The organism is Acidimicrobiales bacterium (assembly GCA_041394265.1).
Classification (GTDB): Bacteria; Actinomycetota; Acidimicrobiia; order Acidimicrobiales; family SZUA-35; genus JBBQUN01.
Window position 1 is genome coordinate 2,387,903 of the sequence record JAWKIO010000005.1, and the last position, 18,166, is coordinate 2,406,068.

Sequence of the window (18,166 nt, forward strand, 5' to 3'; positions counted from 1 at the left end):
ATCAGCTTTGGATGCCGTCGGTAGGCTGGGACGATGAGATCTCCGATCCCATTCGGGTATCGCAAGACCCAGTCGACTCACCTCTCGTTCACTGCCAGCTATCGCAAGTACAACAACGCCGTCCAGATTTCTGGACCGGAGACCCCGACGCCGGCGGGAGAAGAGGACGAGATCCACGAGTGGCAGACCCTGTTTGAGGCCCTCTCCTAGCTCATACCGACACCTATGGCGTGGTGTGCTTCCGCTCCACGATGAGCTCGACGTCAGCGGGCAGCCCGTAGTCCGAGATCATGTTCTCCAGCACCGGGTGGACCAACGAGATGGCGTACTCGATCCGTGTCAGGTCTTCCCGTGTCGCTCCCGGCTTGCTCGTCGTGGACAGGTTGAACGTGGTCGTTGGCGGAGTGGTCATGCAAGGCCCTTCAGTTTGTGGATGGCGAGGAATCGGGGATCGTCGGCGAGCTGGAGTTCGAGCTCGGCCAGTTCGGCCTGCTGCTCCCTGGTCGGCTGGCGACCGGTGGCGGTCACGTGTGCGGTGAGTTCGTCGAGCTTCGCCGTGTAGGCATCGAGCAGCGGCTTGGTCCGCTTGGCGTACTCCTGCGCAGCGGCCAGCTCGTCGGCGGTGCACTCGCCGAGCGGCTTGGTGGTGCCGTCGGGGAGCAGGATCGGGATCTGAGCGAGGTCATCTGTCGGCATCGGTGGTCTCCTTCTCGTGGTCGACCGGCGTCTCGTCGGCCGGTTTCTTGCGGCTGGGTTCAGGCGGTGGTTCGGTCGTCGGGAACATCTCGGCCTGCCCGGGCGGTGGGCGCCGGCTCATCGCCTGACCGCCGCGTTGGAGCGCACCGAGTGCGTCATCGGCTGCTCACGGCCGTTCAGATCGAAGAGAGCGGAGACGGCGAAGACCAAGCTGTCCAAATGATCGGGACTGTCCTGCTTCTTGTCGTTCGGGACATACGACGTCATCTCGTCCTCGAGCTCAGGAAAGATCCCGACGTGATGGATCAGGCCTTGCTCGTAGAGGGCGGCCACCGGCTCGGCACGGGTGTACTTCGCCCGCTTGGAGGTGACGAGCTTGACCGGCACCCGGTTGTCGGTGATGCGGATCATCTCGCCGACGAGCTGCCCGCCGTTGTTCTTCTCGGCGACGATCAGGTCGGCCTCGTGCTCGTGGAAGGCCCGCACGGCGGTGCGCGCCCACTTCTCGGGCGACATGTGCCCCGAGCGGTCGTCGAGCACAAACCCGTGCCCGTCCCGAGACCGGCCCGCAACGACGATGCCGCATTCATCATTGTGCTCCTCGCCCATCCCGACCGACGGGTCGACACCGACCACGATCCGTGTCAGCCCACCATGGAACTCGTCAATCCAGCCCCGGCTGATACGGGCCGACTCGATCAGGTGTGATGTCCACAGGGCGCCCTCGACGTCGTCGAGGATCTCGGCGTACAGCTCCTGCCGACCCAGGCGTGTGCCCTCGTAGGCGAGGAGGCGACGCTGGAACGTCTCCGGCAGGTTCTCCATGTTCTCGTACGTGGTGCCGTGCGTGACGATCGTGTTCTGAGCGTGCATGAGCCCGATCTCGGGCTTGTCACGGGTCCCGGTGAGCACCATGCACGGCCGAGGCGTGGTCGACACGACGACTTGCGGGTGAGGGCCGAGACGCATCGTCATCATCAGGTTCGACCACGTGCTGTCTTCCGTCGTCGGCACGTTCGCGTCTTTGAACTTCGCCAACTCGTCGACCCAGGCGTAATGATGCTGAGGGCCACGAAGCAAGCCCGGCTTCTCCGACGAGAAGATCCGGGCATGGGACCCGTTGGCCAGCTTGAGTTGTCCCTGCGAGCGGTTCCACGACCGTTCGAGCGAGCCGTCGATGAGGATCGACGGTGGCAGGCAGCGGAGCAGACCCGAGCTTCCTTCGGCCATGTCGTCTCGGCCGGCGGCGAACGTGGCGGCCACCAACGCCAGGCGGATATTCCCCCCTATGAGTTTCGACGCTGCCCACTGAGCGGAACACTCCGACTTGCCCCACCCGCGACCGGCGATCACCAACCACGTGTCCCAATCGGTCCGGGTGTCCACCGACCCGGCCTCACCGGGCGCCAACTGGTCGGGTCGCGCCGTCTTCCGCCACAGCGGCTTCTCGACAGCGAGACGGCACAGCTCGATCAGTTCGGCCGCCTTCACCAGATCGTGCTCAGCGATGAGCTCCAACGCCACCTTCAGCCCATGCCGGGCGACACGACGCTGAGGCGGTGTCGCCTCCAGCCAGCGGAGCACCACGAGCTGCGCATCCTCCAACGTCATCTCCATCTCAGATCGCTCCCTTCCGATCGATCTGCGAAGGTGCCTCGACTGATGGGTCGACATCGTCGTCGGTTTCGTCGGGGGTGTGTTCGTCGAGTGGTGCGAGTGATCTCACGAGGGCCTCTGCGGATTGGAGGATCTGTTCGGGGGTGGCGGTTGCCGGGTTGATCGTTTGGCCTTTGGAGGCGATGCGGTCGGTGAGGTCGAAGACCTTGTCGAGGTTGGTGGCGAGGGCTTTGGACCATGCGTTGGCGGCGATGTGGTCTCTGGCTTGGATGGCTTCGGTGATGCGTTCGATGAGCTGGTCGACGTTGGTGGCCGTCCGGTTGGCTGCGTCGTTCCATCGGTCGAGGTCGAGTGCGTCTCGGACGGCGCGGGCTGCGTCGGTGGTGGTGGCGTCGAATCCGTTCGGCCTTTGCCATCCGTGTTCTCTGGCCCAGGTGTTGATGGTGGATCGGTTGCGTCCGCATGCTCGGCCGATGGCGGCGGCGGGCTCTCCGGCTTCGTAGCGTTGTTGTGCTTCGGCGAGTTCTTCGGGGCTGGCGTTCTTGCGTGTTCTCTTCTGTGCCACCGTGGGGTTCCTTCGTCGGCGGGTGCTGCGTTGGGGTGGCGGCGGCGGTGGGTGTGTCCCCGGCGTCCCCGAGGGACGGTCGGGGACGGTGGACAGTCGTCAGCGGTGCTGTCCGCCGAGGACCGACCAGGTGGTTTGGTTGCCTCGGGCGATGACCGGGCAGTTGTCGTCGTGTTCGATGACGACGTGGTGGACGCCGGCGGTGTTGTGCGGTGTGCGGACGGTGCGTTGGTGGGGTTGCTGGCAGGTGCAGCCGAGGAGTCGGAGTGTCGGGTTGACGGCTTGGCGGATGGTGGTGCGGCTGGTGTTGGTTCGGCGTGTCATCTGGATCCTCTGTGTCTGGGTGTCAGTCGGAGCGCACTTCAGTGGTTTTGTGAAACCACTGAAGTGCACGGAACGGTCTGTTTGTGCTGGTCAGCTGGACATAGTTCGGTGGTTTTGGCCAAACCACCGAACTCCACCGACCGCTACCAGTTCTCCAGAGAGGAGGTCGTAGACCTCTCTCTGGAGTTCGGTGGGTGGGTGGTTTTCTCTTAGGGGCCACCGAACTCACCCACCGAACTATTTCGAGCTGAGAACTCGATGTACTGGGCGGCTGTGACGAGCGCTTGCAGAGACCGCGTGCCAGCCCTCGGGACCGTCACCGTGTGGAGGGTGCCGTCTGCGAGCAATGCGTCGACCACCTCGTTGATGCGCGCCGCCGTGCCCCGGATGTGCCCGTGGTGATTCGAGTCCTTGTACAGGTGGGACCGGCAGATTTCGAAGGGATAGCGCTGCAGTTTGGCGAGGATCAGCTCGGCAACATCGTCACGGCGGGCCTCGACGTCTGGGGCGGCGGTTGTCTCGACGACGACCGGATATCCACTGCGGGTCTTGATGAGCTCGATGTACAGCGGCTTCGGGTTCTCCCTCGCCTTCTGCTTCTCCGACGTGAGCGTGAGTGGCTTGCCGTCCTTCCATTGACCCTTGATCGCGAGCACGATGTCGATGTCAGCCTCGAGCATCGACGACCCTCGGCCCCGGTCGCGTGCGTTGTGTCCGGTGTGGTGGACGATCAGGATCGTGCCGTCACAGGCGTTGCGCAGCCGGGCGAGCGTCCAGTACACCGACGACATCTCGGCCTTCGAGTTCTCATCGACCCCTGGTGTCGCCTTGGACAACGTGTCGATGATGACGAGCTTGGGTTTCACGACGGCCAGCCAGGCCTCCATCGCAGCGATGTGCGCCTCGTCGCCGAGGTCGAAGTTCTCGGGCCAGACCTTGAAGTCGTCAAGCTCCTCGGCGCAGAACCCGTTGTGTTCCATCCAGCCGCGGATCCGTTCAGCCTGCGACGAGAGTCCTTCGAGCGCGGCGTAGACCACCGGCCCGGTTTGGCGGATCGGTTGGCCGAGCCATGGTGCTCCGGTGACGACGGAGAGTCCGAGGCTGAGGACGACGAACGACTTGAGTGCGCCGTACTGGCTGACGATCGAGCAGATCATGCCGGAGTCGATCCAGCCGTCGACCAGCTGGCCCGGCGGCTGGATTGCGAAGACGTCGGTGATCGACATCATCTTCGCCTGGATCATGTCGAAGTGGGCGGCTTCCTTCACGTCGGTGTGATCGGGAAGCTGGAGGACCTTGCCCCGGTCGTCGTATCCGGCGCTCACGACGCCGCCTCGTCGGGCCATGGCTGATCGCCGATCCGTTCGGCGGCCGCTGCTGCGAGTGCAGCGGTAGTGCGCCAGTACCTGGCGATGCGGTCGAGCTCGGCGAGCACATCGTCAGGCCGCATGGTGGCGGCGCGCACGATCAGGTCGCGTAGGTCGCCGACGAGTACGACCGTGCCGCCGGCGAGCTGCGACTCCGCGAACGCCGGGAAGTCGGTGACGCCGGCGACGACGTCCTCGACTGACGGTGACGGCGGAACGATCCGCAGCGGGCGGTTCCCGTCGACCGCGGGCAGTGCGTCGAGGTCGTCGAACGGGTCATGCGTTTGATCTGCTGCGGCGCTCATGCTGCACCCGACCAGACATCGCCAGCGCCGATCTCAGCGCAACCGAGGCAGAGGTCGCCTTCAGGGTGGCGGCGATAGGTGGCGCATCGAGTGCACAATCCGGTGAACTGGCTGGTGATCGAGCCAATGCGGGATGCCCATATTTCTTGGGCATCCGGTGGAATCTGATACCGATGCGGTATACTGGGCTTCATTGTTTGGGACCCCTGTGGTCAGCGAAGGCCCGCCGGTTCGGCACTCTCACTGAGAGTTCTGGCGGGTCTTTTCGCGTTCGGATGCTTGGCGTAGGGCCGGACACACCTGCTTCGGCGGGCGGGAGTGGCGGCGGGATGGCGCGGTGGGGTGGAACCGCGTTGCCGGACTAGGCGGCCTTGCTGGCGGACGTCTGCTCGTCCGCGAGGAGGCGACGGACCGCCTCAGTGATTGCCATCGAGCGATTCGCGTGGAACCGTTCCTCGGTCAGGTCGTCGAGTTCCTTGGCCAGGGCCGGATCGAGCATCACCTGTAGGCGGATCGGTGTCGGCCCGCCCCTCGTTCGCTTTCGTGCCTTCATGTCGTCCAGCCTAGTCCCCCTGGCCTCGTGGTACACCGTTAGGTCATGTTGAATGCCAAAACGGCAGACCGATTTGAGGCCACGGGGTGGCACCCTGCAGCATGCGGAAACCGCGCCGGGCACAGGGTGTGCCATACCGATCGGTGTGCCCTCGAATGTGGTCAATCTCGCCACGCAGAGTGATGGGCTGCGGACGTGTGACCTGGTGGGACACCTCTACGGCATACGATATGCCGGCGAAGATCCCCCTCGTAAAGCGTAGGTCACGAGTTCAACTCTCGTTCCGGGCTCCGATGATCAGGCCACCTGTGGGAGCTGTGGCTCCGTTCCGTACTCGGTGGGAACGTGGCTGATCAGGCCACGTTCGTGGCCGACGCGGAGCCATTCATGGGCTCGTTGTTCTCGACCGCCATGCGGATGACCGGGAACAAGCAAGATGCCGAAGACCTGGTGCAAGACACCTACCTGCGGGCGTATCGATCCTACGGCTCCTTCTCCGAGGGCACGAACCTTCGGGCGTGGCTGTTCCGGATCATGACCAACGCGCACATCAACCGGTACCGGTCGAAACAGCGGCGCCCCGACGAGACCGAGCTCGACGATCTCGACGACATGTACCTCTACCGCCGGCTGAACGGACCCACCAGTCACGGCCGCAGCGCCGAGGACGAACTGATGGACCTGTTCTCCGAAGCCGAGGTCGTGGCCGCCGTCGAGGCGCTCCCTGAGAACTATCGGATGGCCGTGCTCCTGGCCGATGTCGAGGGCTTTGCCTACAAGGAGATCGCCGAGATCCTCGACATCCCGATCGGCACGGTCATGAGCCGTCTGCACCGCGGAAGAAAAGCGCTCCAGCGCGAGTTGTACACCTATGCCGCTGCCCGTGGCCTTGCCAGTGAGCCCGGATGACCGATGACTGAACCATCAGTGCCACCAGAACCATCACCGTGTGCCGGTTTCGACAACCCCGGCGACTGTCGAGACGCCGCCGCCGAGCTCCACACCTTCCTCGACGGCGCGCTCACCGAGGAGCGGCGGGCGTTGATCGCCGGTCATCTCGACTCCTGTGCCGGTTGTTTCGACGCCTACGAGTTCCACGCCGAACTGAAGCACGTGATCTCGCAACGCTGCCAGTGTGAGGTGCCCGAGGAGCTGCGGCAACGGATTCGGGTGTCGTTGGCCGAGCTCGCTGCCGGCGATCTCGACCCGCCGTCGGGCTGACACCGCCCGACGATGACTCGCTGATTGGTGAGTGACCACGTACACTCTCGGCCATGTTGGCTGTTGTATGGCATTGGTGGATCGGGTTCTTCCTTTCGGTCGGCGCGTTGTTCACTGTGCTCGGAGTGATCGTGGGTTACTTCAAGAACGTGGAGAACCCGAGGTACCCGAGAAAGCCGTAGTGGACGCCTCGGTCGACTGGGGCGTTGCCCGCAGCGTTGCCAACAAGATCGCGCGCGAGCAGTCCGATGAGGTCGCGGCGCTGCAATCCGAACTCGAGCCCGATCTGCTCCGGCTCACCTCGCAGGCCGAGGAACTCGTCGCGGACGAAACCGGGCTGGTGTCCCTGGCCGGGTCGGCCAAGGCGCGTGTCACCGGCCGGATGGGGTGGGTCGACGCCAACCTCGCCAGCTTCGATCGATTGGCCCGACCGTTGCTCGGCAAGTTCGACGACGAAGACGACGAACCGGGCCCGCTCGGCCGCCTGCTCCAGCCGGTGTCCGACGCCGTCGGCCCTCGCGTCGCGGGCGCCGAGCTCGGGGCAATGCTCGGATGGATGTCGGGCCGGGTCATCGGCCAGTACGACCTGTTGATCATCGAAGACGAGCGGCCCGAAGACCAAGACTGGGTCTACTACGTCGGACCGAACGTGACGATGCTCGAGGAGCGCTACGGGTTCCCACCCGAGGAGTTCCGTCTGTGGATCGCCATCCACGAGTGCACGCACCGAGCCCAGTTCACGGCGGTGCCCTGGCTCCGTCCGTACTTCCTGGCTCAGGTCGAGGCGCTGCTCGACGCCGTCGACCCTGACCCGGCGAGGCTGCTCGACGCGGCGAAGCAGGTTGCCGCCAACAAGCGGGCGGGGAAGGATTCCGGACTCGACGCCGGACTGTCGCAGCTGTTGGCGAGCCCCGAACAGAAGGTCATCCTCGATCGGCTCACCGGTTTGATGAGCCTGCTCGAAGGCCATGGCGACAAGACCATGGACCGTGCGGGGTCGGGGCGTATCCCGAGTCAGCCCCGGTTCGCCCGGGTGATGAGCCAGCGCCGCAAGAACGCATCGGGCCTCTCCAAGATGATGCAGAAGCTGCTCGGCTTCGAGGCGAAGCTCGCCCAGTACGCCGAGGGCGAGTCGTTCATCGAAGCCGTCGAGGCGGCCGGCGGCCGCGAGCTGTTCGACCAGGTGTGGGAGAAGGCCGAGAACCTGCCGACCATCGACGAGATCCGGACACCGGCAGCCTGGGTCAGCCGGGTTGGCGAGATCGGTCCGCCCGCCGGTGTGTCCGGCGCCTGACGACCTGCGCCGGCGGCAGGTGGTCATCGACCTGCTCGCTCGCTGTGACTTCCCCGCGGCCGGCTCGGCCGTCGTCTGTGGCGTCTCGGGTGGTGCGGACTCTCTCGCCCTGCTGATCCTCGCCGTTGCGGCGGAGCTCGAGGTGACGGCGGTGCACGTGGACCACGGGCTCCGCCACGGATCCGAGAGCGAAGCCGACCTCGTCGAATCCGTGAGCCGGTTGGTTGGTGCCGGGTTCCGGTCGGTCTCGGTGGCCGTCGACGCCGGCCCGAATCTCGAAGCGCGAGCACGTGCAGTGCGTCACGCCGCGCTCGGGTCGGGCGCTTTGCTCGGCCACACCGCCGACGACCAGGCCGAGACGATCCTCATCAACCTCGCCCGAGGTGCCGGTCCCGAAGGACTCGCAGCGATGGTGCCCGGTGGACGTCACCCGATACTGGCGTTGCGTCGCCACGAGACCCAGCAGCTCTGCGCCGAACTCGGCGTCGAGCCGTTCGACGATCCGAGCAACCGCGACCCACGATTCGTCCGCAATCGCATCCGGCACGAGCTGCTGCCGTTGTTCGACGAGATCGCCGGCCGGGATCTGGTGCCGCTCCTCGTGCGCACGGCGACCCACACGCGAGCTCTGGTCGAGGGGGTGGCCGCCCTCGCCGACGAGGTCGACGTCACGAGCACGGCCGCCCTGCGCTCGGCCTCGCCGGTTGCCGCTCGGGCCGCGCTTCGTGCCTGGCTGCGGACCGCCGAAGGCCACCCGCCGTCGACGGCCGAACTCGAGCGGGTATGGGACGTGGTCGAGCATCGTGTCCGTGCTTGTGAGTTGGCCGGTGGGCGTCGAGTGGTGCGATCCCGTGCGAGGCTTGCGCTCGAGGAGCCGGAGGACGTGCGCCGAGACGACGTTCCCGAGTCCGGTGACGGTTCGGTAGCCTGACCCCCGCATGCGCCCACTGGTCCTCGGCATTCTCAACGTCACGCCTGACTCGTTCAGCGATGGCGGGCAGTTCTCGTCGGTCGAGCGCGCCGTCGAACGAGCCCTCGAGATGCTCGGCGAAGGGGCCGACATCATCGACATCGGAGGCGAGTCGACCCGTCCCGGCGCCGACGCCGTGTCGATCGACACCGAGCTCGAGCGGGTCATCCCGGTCATCGAGGCGCTTCGGGCACGGCGGCCGGACGCCCGGATCTCGATCGATACCCGGCGTGTCGAGGTCGCCCGACCAGCGGTGAGTGCCGGTGCCGAGATCATCAACGACGTGTCGGCCTCGCTCCACGACGTGGCGGCCGAGACCGGCGCCGGCTGGATCGCAATGCACATGCAGGGGCAACCGGCCGACATGCAGCACCGCCCCCACTACGCCAATGTCGTGGCCGAGGTGCGTGAGTTCCTGGTGGAGCGGGCCGAGGCCGGGCGTCGAGCCGGCGTTGCGAACATCTGGATCGACCCCGGCTTCGGTTTCGGCAAGAGCGAGGCGCACAACATGGCGCTGCTCGCCGGTCTCGCCAGCCTCGTCGACACGGGTTGGCCGGTGGCCGTCGGCCTGAGCCGCAAGAGCATGTTGGGGGCCATCCTGGCCCGGTCGGATGGCGCCGATGTGCCGGTTCCGGCCGGCGACCGCCTCGAGGGATCGGTTGCCACCGCAACCTATGCCATGCTTCTCGGGGCCAGCATGATCCGTGTGCATGATGTGAAGGCCGCATGGCAGGCCGCAACCGTCGTTGCCGCCGATCCGAAGTGGAAGGGACCTGATGGCGAAGGGTAGGTGGGCTCAGGGCATCGAGCCGCGACATTTTCGTTGGATCATCGCCGACCAACTGGCCGTCTGTGAACGACCGGGTGGCTACGGCACGAACCACCGACGCGTGCGCCGCCAGGAGGAGATCATCTGGATCCGGGAGCACAACTTCTCCTTCGTGATCTCGCTGATCCCGTCGTCGCACAACCTCCACAGCTACGACGAGCTGGGCTTGCCGTGGAAGCATTGGCCGCTCACCCCGAGCGTCGATCCCGAGATCGCGATGTCGCAGATCTTTCCCCAGCTGTCGGCGTTGTTGGCCAACGGGTCGAAACTGCTGCTGCACACCGAAGAGGTCGGCGATCGGCTGGCCGGTCTCATGGCCGGCTACCTCCAATGGTCGAACATGGTGCCGGAGACCTCGAAGGCGATCATCGTGATCGAGCGCATCCTCGAACGTCAGATGGGCCCGGTCGGACGCGAGCTGGCCGCCGCTGCTGTCGAGGCGAAGAAGGTGAAGGGTGAGTGAGCAGCCGCCCGACGTGATCGAGGTCCGCGGGCTCGAGCTCTTGGTGTTCTGTGGGGTCCTCCCCGAGGAGCAGGCACGGCGCCAGCCGTTCGAGTTCGACCTCGACATCGAACTCGACATGCGCGAAGCCGGTACGACCGACGACCTCGACACCACGGTCGACTACGGCGCGCTCAGCAATCAGCTCGCCGACGTCCTCCACGTCGAGCGCTTCATGTTGCTCGAACGGATGGCCACCCGGGTCGCCGAGATCGTCCTGGAACACCCTCGGGTCGACGCCGTCACCGTCGTGGCTCGCAAGCTCCGTCCTCCCGTCCCGCAGCACATCGACACCACCGGTGTGCGCCTCCGCCGCAGTCGCTGATGCGGGCGTTCCTCGGTCTCGGGAGCAATCTCGGTGACCGTCTCGGCTACCTCCGGGCAGCGGTGGCCGACCTCCCCGACCTGGTCGCGGTGTCGCCGCTGTACGAATCGGCGCCCGTTGGGGGGCCGGAACAGGGCGCCTACCTGAACATCGTCGTCCAGCTCGACACCCGACAGCTGCCGCACGAGTTGCTCGAGACCTGCCGTCGACTCGAACGGGCCGCTGGGCGTGAACGGGTGGTCCGGTGGGGTCCCCGCACGCTTGACGTCGACGTGCTGTGGATCGACGGGGTTCGTGTCGGTGGCCCCGAGCTCACCGTGCCGCATCCCCGGATGCACGAACGCAACTTCGTGATGGATCCACTTCTCGATCTGGACCCGTCCTTCGAGCATCCGCACTACGACCGGGCGAAGGCGTATGGCGAGGTCACCCGGGTGGGTCCACTCTGACACCAAGGTGACGGTGCCGCCGGAGCCGATTCGACCCTCGACGCTGTGGTCGAGTCGTTTCGGCGCTAGAACGTCACGATGCCAGAACTCGATCTGCTCGTCGTCGGAAGCGGAGTCGCCGGGCTCTCGGCTGCGGTGCGCGCCGCCAGCGCCCATCGTCTCAGCGTTGGCGTCATCACCAAGAGCCAACTCCACCAGGCCACCACGCGCTGGGCCCAGGGTGGTGTCGCCGCCGTGCTCGGCGCCGACGCCGACTCGACCGATCTCCACCTGGCCGACACGCTCTCCGCCGGCGCCGGCCTCTGCGACCTCGACGCCGTTCGAGTTCTGGTCGACGAAGGCCCGGCCAGGGTCAACGAGCTGATCGCCATGGGTGCGATGTTCGACACCGAGGCCGACGGCGCATTCAAGCTCGCCCGCGAGGGCGGGCACACGATGCCCCGGATCTTGCATTCCAAGGGTGCCGCCACCGGTGCCGAGATCGAGCGTGCGCTCGTGATCGCTGTGCACGACACGGCGGCTGCGCTTGTCGAACACGCCTTCGCCGAGACCCTGCTGATCGAGAACGGCCGTTGCGTCGGGGTGTCCTACGTCGCCGAGTCGGGCGAGGTCACCGAGATCCTTGCCCGCAACGTGTTGCTCGCCGCCGGCGGGGCCGGCCAGCTGTTCGCCGTGACCACCAACCCGGTCGAGGCGACGGGCGACGGGATCGCCATGAGCCTGGCGGCCGGTGCGGCCCTGGCCGATGTCGAGTTCGTCCAGTTCCATCCGACGGCGCTGCACCATCCGTCGATGCCTCGTCCACTGTTGTCCGAGGCGCTTCGCGGGCATGGGGCGCTGCTGCGCGACACCAACGGTGAACGGTTCGTCGACGAACTCCAGCCCCGCGACGTGGTCTCTCGAGCCATGATGAAGCGGATGCTCGAGCAGGACGTCGACCATCTCTTCCTCGACGCTCGCGAGCTCGACCAGTTCGACATCCGGTTCCCGACCATCATGGCCTCGTTGGAAGAGGCCGGACTCGATCCGGCCGTCGACCTGCTGCCCATCGCCCCGGCCGCTCACTACACCTGCGGCGGGCTCGTCACCGACCTCGACGGCGCCACGTCGATACCCGGACTCTGGGGTGCGGGCGAAGTGGCATGCAGCGGGGTGCACGGCGCCAATCGGCTCGCCTCCAACTCGTTGCTCGAAGGCATGGTGTTCGCGCCTCGCGCCGTCGACGCGATCGCCGGTGGCAAGACCGTCGCCGAGGCGACCGGTGCCATGCGGAGCGTGCTCACGCCCGAGGCCGATCGGGTAGGTGGCCGTCCGCTCGCACCCCTGTCGCCCGTCGAGTTCGGTGGCAGCCTCGGTCGGGCGGCTGCCGATGTCCGCTTCGACGTGCAGACATCGATGACCCGCGGTGCCGGGGTGGTCCGCACCGCCGAGAGCCTGGCCACCACCGCCGCCCGGCTCGACGCGCTGGCGAAGGAAGTCCCAGCCGACGACCCCGGCACGGAGTGGGCCGAGGTGCGGAACCTGGTCACCCTCGGTCGTGGAGTGGTGGCCGCTGCGGCGGCTCGCGAGGAAAGTCGCGGCGCCCACACCCGCGAGGACTTCCCCGAAACCCGAGACGAGTGGCTGGTCCGTCAGCTCGTGCGTACCGCCGACCCGAACGAAATCGTCTAGGTCTTCGGGTGGGCGGCCCCTAGCCTGTTGGGTGTGCGCCCTGACCTGCATCCACCACGCCACGACGTCCGGTTCCTCGTCGAACGAGCACTTGCCGAAGACCTCACGCCGTTCGGCGACCTGACGTCGTCGCTGATCGATCCCTCGCTGACCGCAACCGCCGAGTTCCGATCACGAGCCAAGGGTGTGATCGCCGGTTGTCTGTGCGTCGAGGAGACCTTCGCCGCGCTCGACCCCCGACTCAGCATCGAGTGGGTCAAGACCGACGGCGACGCCGTCGAAGCCGGCGATCTCATCGGTACCGCTCGCGGCCCGTTCAACACCCTTCTCACCGCCGAACGCACCGCGCTCAACTTCTTGAGCCACCTCTCCGGGATCGCCACCGGAGCAGCCCGTTGGGTCGAAGTCGCCAACGGGCGCGTGATCGTGTGGGACACCCGCAAGACCTTGCCGGGTTATCGCTCCCTGCAGAAGGCGGCGGTACGGGCCGGTGGAGCGTCGAACCACCGTGGCAATCTCTCCGACTGGCTGATGCTGAAGGACAACCATCTGTTCGGCACCACCATCGCCGACGCCGTCGCGCTGGCGCGCCTGCGCTGGCCGGGCCGCACGATCCACGTCGAGGCCGACACCCGCGAGCTGATGTTCGAAGCCCTCGGGGCCGGTGCCGACATCATCCTGCTCGACAACTTCACGCCTGCCGAGCTCCGTGATCTCGTTGCCGCCACCGATACCTGGGCCGCCGAACAGCCCGGGCGGAAGCGGCCGCTGCTCGAGGCCTCCGGAGGGATCACCTTCGACACCCTCGATGCCTATGCCGACTCGCACGTCGACCTGTTGTCGTCGGGCGCGCTCACCAATTCGTCCACCGTGCTCGACATCGGACTCGATGTCGTTCCTGACCGAGCCTGAACATCGTGACCACACCTGACCAGACCAATGAAGCGACCACCTCCGATGCATCGATGATCGACGTGGCGGCCGAACCAGCGGCGTCGCTCACGATCCCGTACCAGTTCGCTCCGACCACCACCTCCGATGCGTTGCGTGCCGAGTACGGCGACATCGACGACGGCGCCGAGACCGGTGTGCAGGCAACCATTGCCGGCCGTCTCATGCTGCGGCGGGTGCAAGGCAAGCTTGCGTTCGGCACCTTGCAGGACAGCGGTGGCCGGATCCAGTTGTTCGCTCCGTCCAAGGTCACCCCGGACTTCGCTGCATTCACCGAGTTGAGCCTCGGAGACTGGATCGGTGTGACCGGCGAAGTCATGAAGACCCGCAAGGGTGAGCTTTCGATCAAGGTCGAGTCGTGGGTGATGCTGGCGCCCGCCGCTCGCCCGTTCCCGGACAAGTTCCATGGCATCTCCGATCCCGACACCCGGTATCGCCAACGCTACGTCGACCTGTGGGTCACGCCCGAGAGTCGTGAGGTCTTCGTGCTGCGCTCCCGGGCCCTGTCGTTGATCCGGCGCTGGCTCGAGGACCGCGGGTTCGCCGAGGTCGAGACCCCCATGCTGCACCCCATCCCCGGTGGTGCGCTGGCCACGCCGTTCACGACGCACCACAACGCGCTCGACGCCGATCTCTACCTGCGAATCGCCCCCGAGCTCTACCTCAAGCGCCTCATCGCCGGCGGCTTCGAGCGCGTCTTCGAGATCGGCCGCGTCTTCCGCAACGAGGGGATGAGCACCCGCCACAACCCCGAATTCACGATGCTCGAGCTGTATCAGGCCTACGCCGACTACGCCGACATCATGGAGTTGACCGAGGAGCTGGTCGCGCATCTGGCGATCGAGCTGCGCGGCACCACCTCGCTGACCTACGGCGATCGCGAGCTCGACCTCGCCACACCGTGGCGACGCGCCACCATGATCGAGCTGATCGAGGAACACACCGGGCTGGCGCTGTCGCTCGACACCGACCTCGACGAGCTGCGGACCACCGCCAAGGGACTCGGTGTCGAGGTCAAGGACTCCTACGGGGCGGGCAAGCTCCTGCTCGAGATCTACGAGAAGACCACCGAGTCGCAGCTCTGGGGCCCGGTGTTCGTCACCGACTACCCGAAGGAAGTCTCACCGCTGTCGCGCGACCATCGCAGTGTGCCGGGTATGACCGAGCGGTTCGAGGCCATCGTGGCCGGTCGTGAGCTGTGCAACGCCTTCTCCGAATTGATCGATCCGGTCGAGCAGCGTGCTCGTTTCGAAGACCAGGCGCAGCTCAAGGCCGAGGGCGACGAAGAAGCGATGGTGGTCGACGAGGACTACCTGCGAGCCATGGAATACGGGCTCCCGCCCACGGGCGGTCTCGGCATCGGCATCGACCGCCTGGTCATGTTGCTCGCCGACGTGCACACCATCCGCGACGTCGTCCTCTTCCCCACGCTGCGCCCCGAACAGTTCTAAACCCGCCCCGCAACTTTGGCGAGTTGACACCTCTGAGCGGCATTAATCCGCCAAAGTTGCGACGGTTTTGCGTCGGGTGAAGGGGGTCAGGCGGCGGGTTGGATGATCGAGGCGACGGCGCTGGTCACTCGATCGGGTGACCACTCACGAAGGTCGATGACCGACTCACCGGTCGGATTGGCGAGGCGACCACTGCCGTCGGGGCCACAGTCGAGCGAGGCTCGGAACTGTGAGCGCACCTCGCTGGGCAGCTGGTCGGGAGCGCTGCACGAGGCGGCCACCATGAGGCGGTCGCCGTCGTGGCGAGCGACGAGGTCGCCGAGTCGTTGGGCGAGGTCGGCCCGACCGGTGCGAGTGAGAAAATCGAGCAGGCGGGCCAGCTCGTTGATCACGAGAAGATCGAGGCCGGTGACTCGGGGCTCGAGCAGCGTGCGTTCATCCAGCTGCTCGAGCAGGCGATCGATCCCGTCGAGATCGTCGATGGTGACGTACGAGTCGATCGTGGGGAGCTGGCGGAGGCGGATCAACGATCGATCGGACCGATCGATCACGGTGACCCGGACCGGGTGGCCCACCGGAAGCCCACGCTTCGACAGGTCGATGCTGAGTCCGGCGAGCACGCCGACCGGCGTTGGGCCGGCGTCACCGCTGATCAAGATGGGGTGTGACGTCCCCTGCTTCGTCGTTGTCATGCCGCCTCATCCGGGTCCTGGGCCCCTTCGGCCGAGGCCGACAGTAGTGCATCGGTCTCCCCGCCGACCGGGTCGATCTACCTGAACTCGCTCCATGTCGAGCGCAGCGACGCCATCGGTCCGTCGCCGGCACTGCGCTCCAGCGACCAACCGACCCCGAGCAGTACGGCGCCCCCCAGCGTGAGCAACGCCCAGACAGGGATGCGAGGCACGACGCCGCCGACCTCGACGACCGTGGCGATCAACAGCAGCGCGGCCCCGATGATGGTGGGAGACGACCAGCGCCGGCCGACCCCGACGAGGACACCGGCCAGGCCGATGGCGCCGGCGACGGCGCCGTGCCAGCCACCCGCGCCATCGAGCCGGTCGAGGATGGCCATCGTGCCGACGATGCCGAACGCCGGACCGAAGCCATTCCACGAACTCCTGCCACGCTGCAGTTCTTGCCAGCCGAACACGCCGACGAGCACCGACGGCCCGAACAGCCACCAGTCGGCGGCCGTGATCCGTTCGACCTGCCACCATGGCTGGTTGGCGATCAGCCACATGCCGGCGGTCAGGTGCATCGGCGCCAGCCACTCGCTGGGTTTGGTACCGAAGGCCATTCGGTCGGCCAGCAGCACGATGGCGGTGGCGACGGCGACGCTGCCCGCCAGGCCCAGGTCGAACCAGACCGGGGCGAGGACGACGGGAAGCAGGAGACGAGGCGGCATGCGGAGATCGGGGACGCTGAGCCGTGAACTGTCGATCCCGATGGCGACCAGAGCAGCGCCGATGGCCATCGCCGCCAACACAGCGTTGCCGGGCTCGTCGTGCCAGACATTGACCGTGGCGAGCGAACCGATGACGAGGCCGGCCAGCCCGGCGAGCTGCGTCAACGAGGCCCGGGCCGGGGTCGCGCCATCGGCCAGATCGCGATGCGCTCGGGCCTGGCTCACGAGTGCACCGCCGATGACGGTGATCAACGCCGGAACGGGGGCACCGAGCAGGAGGATGGCGGCGAGCGGCATCCCGGACCGGAGAACGACCTCGGCGCCCTTGCGGCGGGTCAGGCCGAGCGCAAGGGCCGAGATGCCGACGACCACACCGGCCCGATCGAACTGCATCGTCGAGGTGGCACCGACCACCACGGCACTCACGAGACCGACCGTGGCGATCGGCCCACTGGCGCCGTGCCACAGGCGGCTCGGCGCAACACCCTCGTCGTCGAAGAGATCGGACAACAGCCAGCCGGTTGCCAGCAGTCCGGCCGTGGCTGCGAGGCCGACGTCGAGAGCCTGTCCTTCCTGGTCCCAGACGAGCATCTCCACGAACCGGAAGGCGCCCGTTCCGATGGCGGTGAGTGCGGTGGTCAGCGCGCCGGCGTCGATCAGCGGCAGCCAGCCCGTCTTCCCGGCGACCTTGGCGAGGATGCGGAAACCGACGACGGCTGCCGCCGCGGTGAGAAGAGCGCCATCCTGGTGCTGTCCGAAGACCTCGACCGCGGCCGGAGTGGCGACGGCCGCGACCACAACGGCAGCCGCTGACCAGAACGGTCCCCGGTGCAGCGCCACGATGGCCATCACGGCCACCACGGCGACGGCGACCGTCGCCGTGGCGGGAGCCGCGGTCATCGCCGCAAGCCAGTGGAGGAGCGAACCGGGTTCCGCGTACGAACCGATCGAGCGAATCACCGGGCCGAGGCCCGCAACGAGCGCAAGTCCCGTCGCCTCTCGTCGTTGTGCAGCGGCCGTCGTCATGGCCGTGGCCGCAATGACGAGCGTTGCGGCCAGCGGCGTGGTGTTGGCAACTGCGAGGCCGATGGCCGCAATGGCAAGCACTCGGCCTGCCTCCATGACAGGCGAGCGAAGGTAGCGGTCATCGACGTCGAGCCCGGAGAGCACGAGGGGCAGGAGTGCGGTGGTTGCCAGGCCGGTCACGCCGCCCACCGCAGCGATCCAACCGAAACTCCAGTCGGCGTAGGTCGCAATGGCGCCCGCATCGAGGGCCGCGGTGAACGCACCGAGGTGGACCAAGGCGGCCGCCGTCCCAGGGGCTCGGCGGCGCAGCGCCATGCCGCCACCGATGCAACCGAACGCCAGTCCGGCCAGCACGCCGGACTTCGCCAGCAGCGCCATTTCGCCCCACCGCAAGCTGATGAAGGTGGCGGCGGCGATCAGGACGAGTGCGGCGCCGAGCGCCGACAACAGTGCAGCGGCCCGGCGGCGCCGGGCGGCAGCCTGCTCCGGGTCGGCGGATGGCGCGGCGACCGGCGGCGGTACATCACCGAGTGGCGGTGAGGGCGGGGCGGACGGTGGTGGCGGTGGTGTGATCGGCATGCGTCGATCGTGAACCTCGACGAGCCGCCGGTCTGCCCAGGGAATCCCCCAAAACGCGCTAGGGGG

22 protein-coding genes are annotated in these 18,166 nt (G+C 66.9%); 12 read left to right on the forward strand and 10 right to left on the reverse strand.

The features are described 5' to 3' along the window. Window positions 1-33 precede the first annotated feature (33 nt). On the forward strand, window positions 34-210 hold the full coding sequence (locus R2733_11740) for a hypothetical protein (protein ID MEZ5377169.1): 177 nt from the start codon (window positions 34-36) through the stop codon (window positions 208-210). Window positions 211-223: 13 nt separating this feature from the next. On the opposite strand, the gene R2733_11745 is transcribed toward R2733_11740, so the two are convergent. The 8 genes from R2733_11745 to R2733_11780 all read right to left on the reverse strand — a co-directional run bounded on the left by R2733_11745 (window position 224) and on the right by R2733_11780 (window position 5,427). Then, window positions 224-412 carry a hypothetical protein gene (locus tag R2733_11745; protein ID MEZ5377170.1) on the reverse strand — a complete coding sequence of 63 codons (189 nt, stop codon included), beginning with the start codon at window positions 410-412 and terminating at the stop codon, window positions 224-226. Next, window positions 409-696, reverse strand: coding sequence for a hypothetical protein (locus R2733_11750; GenBank protein MEZ5377171.1), 288 nt, complete (start codon window positions 694-696; stop codon window positions 409-411). Before R2733_11750 ends, R2733_11745 begins: the two co-directional genes overlap by 4 nt. Window positions 697-813: 117 nt before the next feature. Next, window positions 814-2,313 (reverse strand): phage terminase large subunit, encoded by a 1,500-nt coding sequence (gene terL / locus R2733_11755; protein MEZ5377172.1) that lies wholly within the window; start codon window positions 2,311-2,313, stop codon window positions 814-816. Window position 2,314: 1 nt separating this feature from the next. Next, window positions 2,315-2,878 carry a helix-turn-helix domain-containing protein gene (locus R2733_11760; protein MEZ5377173.1) on the reverse strand — a complete coding sequence of 188 codons (564 nt, stop codon included), beginning with the start codon at window positions 2,876-2,878 and terminating at the stop codon, window positions 2,315-2,317. Window positions 2,879-2,977: 99 nt separating this feature from the next. Next, complete coding sequence (locus tag R2733_11765; protein MEZ5377174.1) at window positions 2,978-3,202, reverse strand: hypothetical protein; 225 nt, start codon at window positions 3,200-3,202, stop codon at window positions 2,978-2,980. A gap of 209 nt (window positions 3,203-3,411) precedes the next feature. Then, window positions 3,412-4,527 (reverse strand): AAA family ATPase, encoded by a 1,116-nt coding sequence (locus R2733_11770; GenBank protein MEZ5377175.1) that lies wholly within the window; start codon window positions 4,525-4,527, stop codon window positions 3,412-3,414. Further along, window positions 4,524-4,874, reverse strand: coding sequence for a hypothetical protein (locus R2733_11775; protein ID MEZ5377176.1), 351 nt, complete (start codon window positions 4,872-4,874; stop codon window positions 4,524-4,526). Before R2733_11775 ends, R2733_11770 begins: the two co-directional genes overlap by 4 nt. 361 nt (window positions 4,875-5,235) lie before the next feature. Beyond that, window positions 5,236-5,427 (reverse strand): ribbon-helix-helix domain-containing protein, encoded by a 192-nt coding sequence (locus tag R2733_11780; GenBank protein ID MEZ5377177.1) that lies wholly within the window; start codon window positions 5,425-5,427, stop codon window positions 5,236-5,238. Window positions 5,428-5,772: 345 nt separating this feature from the next. Here R2733_11780 and R2733_11785 point away from each other — a divergent pair, with 345 nt between their 5' ends. From R2733_11785 to lysS, 11 genes are all read left to right on the forward strand, one after another. After that, window positions 5,773-6,336, forward strand: a complete 564-nt coding sequence (locus R2733_11785; GenBank protein MEZ5377178.1) for a sigma-70 family RNA polymerase sigma factor — start codon at window positions 5,773-5,775, stop codon at window positions 6,334-6,336. 3 nt (window positions 6,337-6,339) lie between these two features. Next, window positions 6,340-6,648: a mycothiol system anti-sigma-R factor gene (gene rsrA / locus R2733_11790; GenBank protein MEZ5377179.1), complete on the forward strand. Its 309-nt coding sequence runs from the start codon at window positions 6,340-6,342 to the stop codon at window positions 6,646-6,648. A gap of 181 nt (window positions 6,649-6,829) precedes the next feature. Further along, complete coding sequence (locus R2733_11795) at window positions 6,830-7,942, forward strand: zinc-dependent metalloprotease (GenBank protein MEZ5377180.1); 1,113 nt, start codon at window positions 6,830-6,832, stop codon at window positions 7,940-7,942. After that, a complete protein-coding gene (tilS, locus tag R2733_11800) occupies window positions 7,902-8,873 on the forward strand; it encodes a tRNA lysidine(34) synthetase TilS (protein ID MEZ5377181.1) in 972 nt (323 codons plus the stop codon). The genes R2733_11795 and tilS overlap by 41 nt, the downstream gene beginning before the upstream one ends. A gap of 7 nt (window positions 8,874-8,880) precedes the next feature. Continuing rightward, window positions 8,881-9,702, forward strand: coding sequence for a dihydropteroate synthase (folP, locus tag R2733_11805; protein ID MEZ5377182.1), 822 nt, complete (start codon window positions 8,881-8,883; stop codon window positions 9,700-9,702). Continuing rightward, window positions 9,689-10,204, forward strand: coding sequence for a hypothetical protein (locus tag R2733_11810; GenBank protein MEZ5377183.1), 516 nt, complete (start codon window positions 9,689-9,691; stop codon window positions 10,202-10,204). Before folP ends, R2733_11810 begins: the two co-directional genes overlap by 14 nt. After that, window positions 10,197-10,568: a dihydroneopterin aldolase gene (gene folB / locus R2733_11815; protein ID MEZ5377184.1), complete on the forward strand. Its 372-nt coding sequence runs from the start codon at window positions 10,197-10,199 to the stop codon at window positions 10,566-10,568. Before R2733_11810 ends, folB begins: the two co-directional genes overlap by 8 nt. Beyond that, window positions 10,568-11,017, forward strand: coding sequence for a 2-amino-4-hydroxy-6-hydroxymethyldihydropteridine diphosphokinase (folK, locus tag R2733_11820; GenBank protein ID MEZ5377185.1), 450 nt, complete (start codon window positions 10,568-10,570; stop codon window positions 11,015-11,017). The genes folB and folK overlap by 1 nt, the downstream gene beginning before the upstream one ends. 78 nt (window positions 11,018-11,095) lie before the next feature. Next, window positions 11,096-12,688, forward strand: a complete 1,593-nt coding sequence (gene nadB / locus R2733_11825; protein ID MEZ5377186.1) for an L-aspartate oxidase — start codon at window positions 11,096-11,098, stop codon at window positions 12,686-12,688. Between the two features lie 33 nt (window positions 12,689-12,721). Then, window positions 12,722-13,600, forward strand: a complete 879-nt coding sequence (gene nadC, locus R2733_11830) for a carboxylating nicotinate-nucleotide diphosphorylase (GenBank protein MEZ5377187.1) — start codon at window positions 12,722-12,724, stop codon at window positions 13,598-13,600. Between the two features lie 5 nt (window positions 13,601-13,605). Continuing rightward, window positions 13,606-15,090, forward strand: coding sequence for a lysine--tRNA ligase (gene lysS / locus R2733_11835; protein ID MEZ5377188.1), 1,485 nt, complete (start codon window positions 13,606-13,608; stop codon window positions 15,088-15,090). Window positions 15,091-15,176: 86 nt separating this feature from the next. Here the strand turns inward: lysS and R2733_11840 are convergent, their stop codons facing one another. Together R2733_11840 and R2733_11845 are read right to left on the reverse strand one after the other, a co-directional pair. Further along, window positions 15,177-15,782: a hypothetical protein gene (locus R2733_11840; protein ID MEZ5377189.1), complete on the reverse strand. Its 606-nt coding sequence runs from the start codon at window positions 15,780-15,782 to the stop codon at window positions 15,177-15,179. 77 nt (window positions 15,783-15,859) lie between these two features. Continuing rightward, the gene (locus R2733_11845) at window positions 15,860-18,100 is read right to left on the reverse strand and encodes a hypothetical protein (protein ID MEZ5377190.1); all 2,241 of its coding nucleotides are present in this window, start codon (window positions 18,098-18,100) and stop codon (window positions 15,860-15,862) included. Window positions 18,101-18,166: the final 66 nt, after the last annotated feature.

Bases quoted from the DNA above. Each gene is read 5' to 3' on its own strand.
- R2733_11740 (MEZ5377169.1), top strand. From the start codon at position 34: ATGAGATCTCCGATCCCATTCGGGTATCGCAAGACCCAGTCGACTCAC.
- R2733_11745 (MEZ5377170.1), bottom strand. From the start codon at position 412: ATGACCACTCCGCCAACGACCACGTTCAACCTGTCCACGACGAGCAAG.
- R2733_11750 (MEZ5377171.1), bottom strand. From the start codon at position 696: ATGCCGACAGATGACCTCGCTCAGATCCCGATCCTGCTCCCCGACGGC.
- terL (MEZ5377172.1), bottom strand. From the start codon at position 2,313: ATGGAGATGACGTTGGAGGATGCGCAGCTCGTGGTGCTCCGCTGGCTG.
- R2733_11765 (MEZ5377174.1), bottom strand. From the start codon at position 3,202: ATGACACGCCGAACCAACACCAGCCGCACCACCATCCGCCAAGCCGTC.
- R2733_11775 (MEZ5377176.1), bottom strand. From the start codon at position 4,874: ATGAGCGCCGCAGCAGATCAAACGCATGACCCGTTCGACGACCTCGAC.
- R2733_11780 (MEZ5377177.1), bottom strand. From the start codon at position 5,427: ATGAAGGCACGAAAGCGAACGAGGGGCGGGCCGACACCGATCCGCCTA.
- rsrA (MEZ5377179.1), top strand. From the start codon at position 6,340: ATGACTGAACCATCAGTGCCACCAGAACCATCACCGTGTGCCGGTTTC.
- folP (MEZ5377182.1), top strand. From the start codon at position 8,881: ATGCGCCCACTGGTCCTCGGCATTCTCAACGTCACGCCTGACTCGTTC.
- R2733_11810 (MEZ5377183.1), top strand. From the start codon at position 9,689: ATGGCGAAGGGTAGGTGGGCTCAGGGCATCGAGCCGCGACATTTTCGT.
- folK (MEZ5377185.1), top strand. From the start codon at position 10,568: ATGCGGGCGTTCCTCGGTCTCGGGAGCAATCTCGGTGACCGTCTCGGC.
- nadB (MEZ5377186.1), top strand. From the start codon at position 11,096: ATGCCAGAACTCGATCTGCTCGTCGTCGGAAGCGGAGTCGCCGGGCTC.
- R2733_11840 (MEZ5377189.1), bottom strand. From the start codon at position 15,782: ATGACAACGACGAAGCAGGGGACGTCACACCCCATCTTGATCAGCGGT.
- R2733_11845 (MEZ5377190.1), bottom strand. From the start codon at position 18,100: ATGCCGATCACACCACCGCCACCACCGTCCGCCCCGCCCTCACCGCCA.